This window comes from Rickettsia australis str. Phillips, assembly GCF_000273745.1.
Classification (GTDB): domain Bacteria; phylum Pseudomonadota; class Alphaproteobacteria; order Rickettsiales; family Rickettsiaceae; genus Rickettsia; species Rickettsia australis.
The window spans coordinates 1-8,237 of record NZ_AKVZ01000030.1 but is presented as its reverse complement, the minus strand read 5'-3'; the positions used below and the strand labels follow the sequence as shown (position 1 = coordinate 8,237).

Sequence of the window (8,237 nt, the reverse complement as noted above, 5' to 3'; positions counted from 1 at the left end):
ATGCTATTCGTCATTGTGAGGAGCGAAGCTACGTGTGGCAATCCAGTAAAAAATTCTGTAAATCAGAATTTTTAACTGGATTGCTTCGTCGAATTACTACATAATTCTTCTCGCAATGACAATGTAACAGATCTATCTAATTAATCTAAGTTAAAATTAATTAAACAATTATATTGAAAAAGTTTATTTTTGCTATTAACCTGTTTTTTAATTTTTAGTTAAAGAATTAATTTTATCAATTACTTGAATAGTATTATGAACAGTCTTAGGGATTTAAGTTCTAAAAGCTATCAGTAATATTTACTAAAAATAGAGATATTATAGAATTTTAGGTAGCAGGAGGGGATTTGATTTGTGATATTATTAATCTGCTTAAAGCAGATTTAAATAAGGCAGATATAGAAAATGAGATATATATGCGTCTTAAAGAACCTTATTCTGTTTTAAAAAAGATGAAAAGGAAAGAAGTGCAGATTAATGCATTGAAAGACTTAATTGCGTGTAGGATTATAGTTAAATCTAAAGCTCTATGCTATAATGCTTTGGACGTAGTTAGGAGTTCACCGCATTTAGATTGGTTATACACCAAAGATTATATCAATAGACCAAAAAGCAATGGCTATCAGTCTCTTCATAATATAATGCAGCTTTTACACTCTAAACGTAATTTTGAAATACAGATAAGAAGTGAAGATATGCATAAAGATGCTGAGTTGGGTAGAGCAGCTCATTTAAATTATAAAAAAGAACAAGACCATCATTTGAAAAAAGTTTTTGACGTTAGTAATGACACGGTACTTTCTAAAGCACGTAAAATAGTGAAACAATTTGAAGGATTAGAAGAGCAAATTGTAGAATATGAAAAAGAAATTATGCGTATTTGGGATACTAAATATGACGAAATGCTAAAATGGGAAAATACTTCTGCAGTGCTAATATTTAATGAAGAGTAGGGGGATAATTAGTTCGTCATCCCGTGAGACAAGAATATGTCATCCCCGTGGTTAAGCCACGGGATGAGAGAGGTGAAATTGATCCACACGGGCAATACCTCTTCGCAATGATGACCTGTGTGTCATAACACCAATGTGATAAAAATATAACAGTTATTAAAACTTTATAAAAAAACTACAGCGATGCTTGTAATTATATACAACATGTGGTATGCTACAGTCCGTAGTTTAGAAACTATTGAAACAAAATGTTAGGTTATTTCCTTATCAAATGCAGGATATATTGACTCACGTTTGATCAGTTTGTTTTAATACTAGGTACTAAATTTTAACTTAAATATAGGAAAAAAATATGGCTCAAAAACCAAATTTTCTAAAAAAATTAATTTCCGCAGGATTGGTAACTGCTTCTACAGCTACCATAGTAGCTGGCTTCGCAGGCTCAGCTATGGGTGCTGCGACACAGCAGAATAGAACGACAGTTGGAGTTGCTACAACTGTTGATGGTGCGGGGTTTGACCAAACTGCTGCTAATGCAAATCTTGCAGTTGCTCCAAATGCAGTTATTACGGCTAATTCTAATAATGGTATTAGTTTTAATACTCCAGCAGGTAATTTTAACGGTTTGTTTTTAGATACTGCAAACAATTTAGCAGTGACAGTTAATGAGAATACTACTTTAGGATTTATCACTAAGGCTGCTAATAACGCTAACTTCTTTAACCTTACTCTTGCTGCTGGTAAAACTCTTACCATAACAGGACAAGGTATTACTGCTGCACAAGCAGGTGCTACACAAAATGCTCAAAATGTTGTTACACAAGTTAATGGTGGTAATGCTATTGCCAATAATGATCTTAGCAGTTTAGGAACAACAGACTTTGGTGCTGCACCTTCTACATTAGTATTTAATTTAGCAAATCCTACAACTCAAAAAGCTCCTCTTATACTTGGAGGTAATGCTGCAATAGCTAATGGTGCTAACGGTATATTAGATGTTACTAATGGATTTATTCAAGTTTCAGATAAAAGTTTTGCTACTGTTAAGACAATTAATATCGGTGACGGTCAAGGTTTCATTTTTAATACTGATGCTACTAATGGTAATGCTTTAAATTTACAACAAGTAGCTGGTTCGACTATTAATTTTAACGGAACGGACGGTACCGGTAGATTAGTATTATTAAGTAATAATGGTGCTGCTACCGACTTTAACGTTATGACAGGAAGTTTAGGCGGTAATCTAAAAGGTATTATCGAATTTAACACTACTGCAGCAGTAGCTGGTCAACTTATGGCTAATGCAGGTCCTGCTAATGCAGTAATAGGTACTAATAATGGAGCAGGTAGAGCTGCAGGATTTGTTGTTAGCGTAGATAATGGTAATGCAGCAACAGTCGCTGGACAAGTTTATGCTAAAAACATGGTTATACAAAGTGCTAATGCAGGCGGACAAGTAAACTTTAACCACATAGTTGATGTTGGTGTAGACGGTACTACTGCCTTTAAAACAGCAGCTTCTAAAGTTGCAATAACTCAAAACTCAAACTTTGGTGCTACTGATTTCTGTAATCTTGCAGTACAGATTACAGTGCCTGATAATAAGACCCTTACAGGTAATTTCACAGGTGATGCTAGCAATAAAGGTAATACTGCAGGTGTGATAACTTTTGCTGCTAACGGTACTTTAGCAAGTGGTAATGCTGATGCAAATGTTGCAGTGACAAATGATATTAAAGCAATCGAAGCAGCAGGTGTCGGAGTTGTTCAATTATCAGGAATACATACTGCCGAGTTACGTTTAGGAAATGCCGGTTCTGTTTTTAAACTTGCTGACGGTACAGTTATAAGCGGTCAAGTTAACCAAACTGCTCTTATTGGCGGTGCTCTTGCAGGTGGTGCTATTCAGTTAGATGGAAGTGCTACAATTACCGGTGATATAGGTAACGGTGGTGGTAATGCTGCGTTACAAGGTATTACTTTAGCTAACGATGCTTCAAAAACATTAACTCTCGGTGGAGCAAATATTATCGGTGCTAATGCCGGTAGAACAATTGATTTCCAAGCTAACGGTGGTACTATTAAATTAACAAGTACTCAAAATGATATTTTAGTTAATTTTGATTTAGCTATTACTACTGATAAAACAGGTGTTGTTGATGCAAGTAGCTTAACAAATACTCAAACTTTAACTATTGCAGGTCGTATCGGTACTATTGCTAATAATAAAACTCTTGGTCAATTAAAGATAGGTTCAAGTGCAACAACTTTAAGTATCGGTGATGTTGCTATTAATGAGTTAGTTATTGGAAATAATGGTTCAGTAAAGCTTGGTCATGTTAACTATTTAATAGCTAAAACTACTAATGCTTCAGGTCAAGGTAAAATAATAGCTGACTCTAATATAGTTATTAATGTTGGTGGGCATAATTTAAATATAACAAATCTTATGGCAGGAACAAATTTAGGTAGTGCGGAAGCTCCACTTTCAGAATTCAATTTTGCTGCACCGACTGGTGGGGCAATAAGTACTGTATTAACTATGATTGGCGGATCTAATATATACGCCAATAATATTACTACTACTACTCCTAATACCGGTGGCTTTGGCTTTATTGGTGGTGGAACAAGTATAATAAGCGGTACAGTTGGTACGCCTGCTAATAAAATCGGCCACGTATATTTAGACGGCAATAGTACGGTTCAGTTTGCAGGTAATGCCATTTTTAATGACCATACTACTATTATCAGTAATTCTACCTTACAAATCGGTGGTGACTATACTGCAAGCTTTATCGCATCGGATGATAATACCGGTATAGTAGAATTTGTTAACACCGCTCCTATTACCGTAACATTAAACAAACAAGCTGGACATGTTAATGATTTAAAACAAATAACAGTTTCCGGTCGCGGTAACGTAGTAATTAATGAAATAGGTAATGCAGGTAATAACCATGCTATAGAGACTGATACAATTTCTTTTGAAAATGCAAGTTTAGGTGCAGGTTTATTCTTAGCTAGCGGTACCTCATTAGATGGTTTAACAATTAAAAGTAAAGTAGGTAATGGTACACCAGGTAACTTTAATGTTCCTGCTGTAATCGTATCAGGTATTGATAGTGTAATCGCTGATGGTCAAGCAATCGGTGATCAAAAAAATATCGTAGGTCTAGGTCTTGGAAGCGATAATGGCATAATCGTTAATGCTACTACATTATATGCAGGTATCGGTACTACAAAAAATAATCAAGGTACTGTCACACTTAGCGGCGGTATCCCTAATACCCCTGGTACAATTTACGGTTTAGGTGTAGAGCACGGTTATCCAAAGTTAAAGCAAGTAACGTTTACTACAGACTATAATAACTTAGGTAGTATTATCGCAACTAACGTAACAATTAATGACGGTGTAACTGTTACTACAGGTGGTGTAGTCGGGACAGATTTCGACGGTACAATTACCCTTGGAAGTGTTAACGGTAACGCTAATGTAAGATTTGTTGACCGCACATTTTCTGATCCTACAAGTATGATTGTTACCACTAAAGCTAATGTCGGTACTGTAACTTATTTAGGTAATGCGCATGTTGGTAATATCGGTGCTGCTGATACTAATGTAGCTTCTGTTAAGTTTACGGGTAATGATAATGGGGCAGGATTACAAGGAAATATTTATTCACAAGTCACAGATTTTGGTGCTTATGATTTAACTGTTTTAAATTCTAACGTAATTTTAGGCGGCGGTACTACTGCTATTAACGGTGAAATCGATCTTCTTACAAATACCTTAACATTTGCAAGCGGTACTTCAACATGGGGCAGCAATACTTCTATTGAAACTACTTTAACAGTAGCAAACGGTAAGATAGGTCACATCGTTATTGCGGAAAATGCTCAGGTTAATGCAACAACTACAGGAACTACAACCATTAACGTACAAGATAATGTTAATGCAAATTTCAGTGGTACAAAAACTTATATTTTAATCCAAGGTGGTGCTAGATTTAACGGTACTTTAGGAGGTCCTAACTTTGCTGTAACCGGAAGTAATCGTTTCGTAAATTATGGTTTAATGCGTGATGCTAACCAAGATTATGTAATAACACGTACTAACGATGCAGCAAACGTAGTTACTAATGATATAGCAAATAGCCCATTTGCAGGTGCACCGGGTGTAGGTCAGAACGTTACAACATTTGTAAATGCAACTAATACCGTGGCGTATAATAATCTTCTTTTAGCGAAAAATAGTGCTGATTCTGCTAACTTTGTTGGAGCTATTACTACCGATTCAAGTGCAGCTGTAACTAATGCACAATTAGATGTAGCTAAAGATATCCAAGCTCAACTTGGTAACAGATTAGGTGCTCTTAGATATTTAGGTACTCCTGAAACTGCTGAAATGGCTGGACCTGAAGGTGGAGCAATACCGGCTGCGGTTGCTGCAGGTGACGCAGCTGTTGACAATGTAGCTTATGGTATATGGGCAAAACCTTTCTATACTGATGCACATCAAAGTAAGAAAGGCGGTTTAGCTGGTTATAAAGCTAAAACCACCGGTGTTGTAATCGGTTTAGATACGCTAGCTAGCGATAACTTAATGATCGGTGCTGCTATCGGTATCACTAAAACCGATATAAAACACCAAGATTATAAGAAAGGTGATAAAACCGACATTAAAGGTTTCTCATTCTCTCTATATGGTGCCCAGCAGCTTGTTAATAACTTCTTTGCTCAAGGTAGTGCAATATTTAGCTTAAACCAAGTGAAGAACAAAAGTCAGCGTTACTTCTTTGATCCTAACGGTAAGATGAATAAACAAATTGCTGCCGGTAATTACGATAACATGACATTCGGTGGTAACTTAATGGTCGGTTATGATTACAATGCAGTGCAAGGTGTGTTAGTAACTCCAATGGCAGGGCTTAGCTACTTAAAGTCTTCTGACGAAAACTACAAAGAAACCGGTACAACAGTTGCAAACAAGCAAGTTAACAGTAAGTTTAGCGATAGAACCGATTTAATAGTAGGTGCTAAAGTAGCCGGTGGTACTATGAATATAACTGATCTTGCGGTATATCCTGAAGCTCACGCTTTTGTAGTTCACAAAGTAAACGGTAGATTATCTAAAACTCAGTCTCAGTTAGATGGACAAGTTACTCCGTTCATCAGCCAGCCTGACAAAACTGCTAAAACATCTTATAATTTAGGTTTAAGTGCAAGCATAAGACCTGATGCTAAGATGGAATACGGAGTCGGTTATGATGCTCAGATTGCAAGTAAATACGTTGCACATCAAGGTACTTTAAAAGTCCGTATAAACTTCTAATCGCTCCCGATTAGCAAGTTTATAAGTTCTTTAAGAAAAAGCTCTCTTTGAAAAAAGGGGGCTTTTTTTATTTTTTCTTCCCGCCTACAGATCTTGTTGCGTGAATATCTAATCTTCATTGCGAGGAGCGAAGCGGACGCGGCAATCCAGAAAAAATAATTAAAAAAGCTCTGATTTACAAAGTTTTTTACTAGATTGCTTCGTCGAATTACTACGTAAGTCTTCTCTTAATGACAGAAAAGCAGGTCCACGCAACAATGCCACGCGGGAATGATATCATCTACTTATTCACCCAGTGCAATATCTTCATTAACCCTCAATTTTTTATTGACTTTTAGTCGAAATAATATTTAGCTTTACAGCTAAAAATTTAATTTTCATAAATATTATGAAAAAATATTATATTAGGGATTATTATGCTTCTAATAAGCGGAAGTATATTTGCTCGAAGTCAAATATCTAATTTAGTTGTACCGGTTAGCTATTTTATAAATCATGTATCGCAATTGGAAACACTAAAAGAAAATCTTAATCAATACAAGCAGTCTAGTTGTAGTAGGGTAGGGGGAAGCGGTATGGGTAAAACGCAGCTTGCTAGGATGTACGCTTATGAAAATAAAGATAACTATAACATAATTTGGTTTATTGATTGTAATCTAAATATAGAGCAGCAATTACACTCAAATTATCTAAAGCTATTAATATCGAGGTAAAATCACCGGTGATTTCATAAGATATGGTAGCGATGAGGAAAGATTTAATAGCTTATCTAGCAAGTAAGGATAAATGGTTGTTGGTGTTTGATAATTTAAAAATAGGCGAGAATAAGAAAATAGAGGATTTTATTAATTGGGAATATAACGGTAATATTATAGTTTGTTCTCAAGATGATGAATTATTATCTAATATAATCAAAGCAAATGCTTGCACTAAGTCAGAAACTGCATTACTTGCAAAAAATATATTGGAAAATAAAAATCCGGAATTAATAAATTTTTTGACCCAAGAATTTGGAGGCTATCCGATTCTTGTAGTTCAAGGAACACAAATATTAAATCAAGTACAAGGTTTGAATTTAGAGGAATATAAAAGAAAAAGATAAAAGCCTCTAAGGATAAAATTGAGCTAAATATAAAACTTGTTAGCAATGAATTAAACCCTAGTGCCAAAAGATTACTAGATGGGATAAATAATCAAAGTTTTGCAAAAGAATTATTAAATTCTATTACTGAAGATAAGCATAGTCTAGACGATGATATTTATCAGCTTTCTAAATTTACTTTGATCTCTAATATTGAACCTAATGAAGTTAATCCGATATTTGAAATACATGATGTTATGCTGAAAAAATATTACAAATAAATGGAGATAAAGGAAATAAAGAATATCTTGAACATAATGCTACTAATCTTTTAAATTCTATACCTCAAAGTTTAGTAAAGGGACGTATTTTTATAAATGCTAAAACTATACCGGATAATATTGAGATAATTACAAAAAATGCAGAAAAATACGATATATAAAATTTTAGAGTTAAATTTATTAATACAATATGCTAATTCTTCCGATTTATATAACTCACAAAAATTAGTAAATTGGTTTGATCAAAACGATTAAAAAGGTAAATTTAAATTATGGACAATGAATAATGAAGAAAAATTTGCTTATGCTGCATATTTAGGACGCATAGGGTGGTATTATAGAACTTGGTCGGATCCTAAAAAAGCAATTGAATAATGATACGAAAGCTAAGCAGGTATTTGATGAAGTGAAAGGATATGATGCTATAAAATGTAATGTAGTTTTCGGTTCGGCTATATCCAATATGCAGCTAAGAACCCTAGAGGAGGCAGCAAAAAATATCCAAATGATAGAAGATATGTTTAATCAAAGTCTAGTAGATATAACTGATACGGCAACTATATATTATGCAAAATCTAAATAGATTAATG

At 34.5% G+C, this 8,237-nt stretch carries 5 protein-coding genes; all 5 read left to right on the top strand.

Going from position 1 to position 8,237, the window contains the following annotated elements; genetic code table 11:
• The first annotated feature begins 347 nt into the window (after positions 1-347).
• The 5 genes from A452_RS0105325 to A452_RS0105300 all read left to right on the top strand — a co-directional run bounded on the left by A452_RS0105325 (position 348) and on the right by A452_RS0105300 (position 8,230).
• The gene (locus A452_RS0105325) at positions 348-953 is read left to right on the top strand and encodes a guanosine polyphosphate pyrophosphohydrolase (RefSeq protein WP_014412382.1); all 606 of its coding nucleotides are present in this window, start codon (positions 348-350) and stop codon (positions 951-953) included.
• Positions 954-1,305: 352 nt separating this feature from the next.
• A complete protein-coding gene (gene ompB, locus A452_RS0105320; RefSeq protein WP_017208640.1) occupies positions 1,306-6,285 on the top strand; it encodes an outer membrane protein OmpB in 4,980 nt (1,659 codons plus the stop codon).
• A gap of 416 nt (positions 6,286-6,701) precedes the next feature.
• Positions 6,702-6,998 (top strand): hypothetical protein, encoded by a 297-nt coding sequence (locus tag A452_RS12210; protein WP_017208639.1) that lies wholly within the window; start codon positions 6,702-6,704, stop codon positions 6,996-6,998.
• A gap of 23 nt (positions 6,999-7,021) precedes the next feature.
• Positions 7,022-7,387: a hypothetical protein gene (locus A452_RS12205; RefSeq protein WP_231289989.1), complete on the top strand. Its 366-nt coding sequence runs from the start codon at positions 7,022-7,024 to the stop codon at positions 7,385-7,387.
• 627 nt (positions 7,388-8,014) lie between these two features.
• Positions 8,015-8,230 (top strand): hypothetical protein, encoded by a 216-nt coding sequence (locus A452_RS0105300; protein WP_014412386.1) that lies wholly within the window; start codon positions 8,015-8,017, stop codon positions 8,228-8,230.
• The last annotated feature ends 7 nt before the right edge of the window (positions 8,231-8,237 follow it).

What these genes read in the sequence shown, in the direction of transcription:
- ompB (WP_017208640.1), top strand. Translation starts at nt 1,306, where the DNA reads ATGGCTCAAAAACCAAATTTTCTAAAAAAATTAATTTCCGCAGGATTG.
- A452_RS12210 (WP_017208639.1), top strand. Translation starts at nt 6,702, where the DNA reads ATGCTTCTAATAAGCGGAAGTATATTTGCTCGAAGTCAAATATCTAAT.
- A452_RS12205 (WP_231289989.1), top strand. Translation starts at nt 7,022, where the DNA reads ATGGTAGCGATGAGGAAAGATTTAATAGCTTATCTAGCAAGTAAGGAT.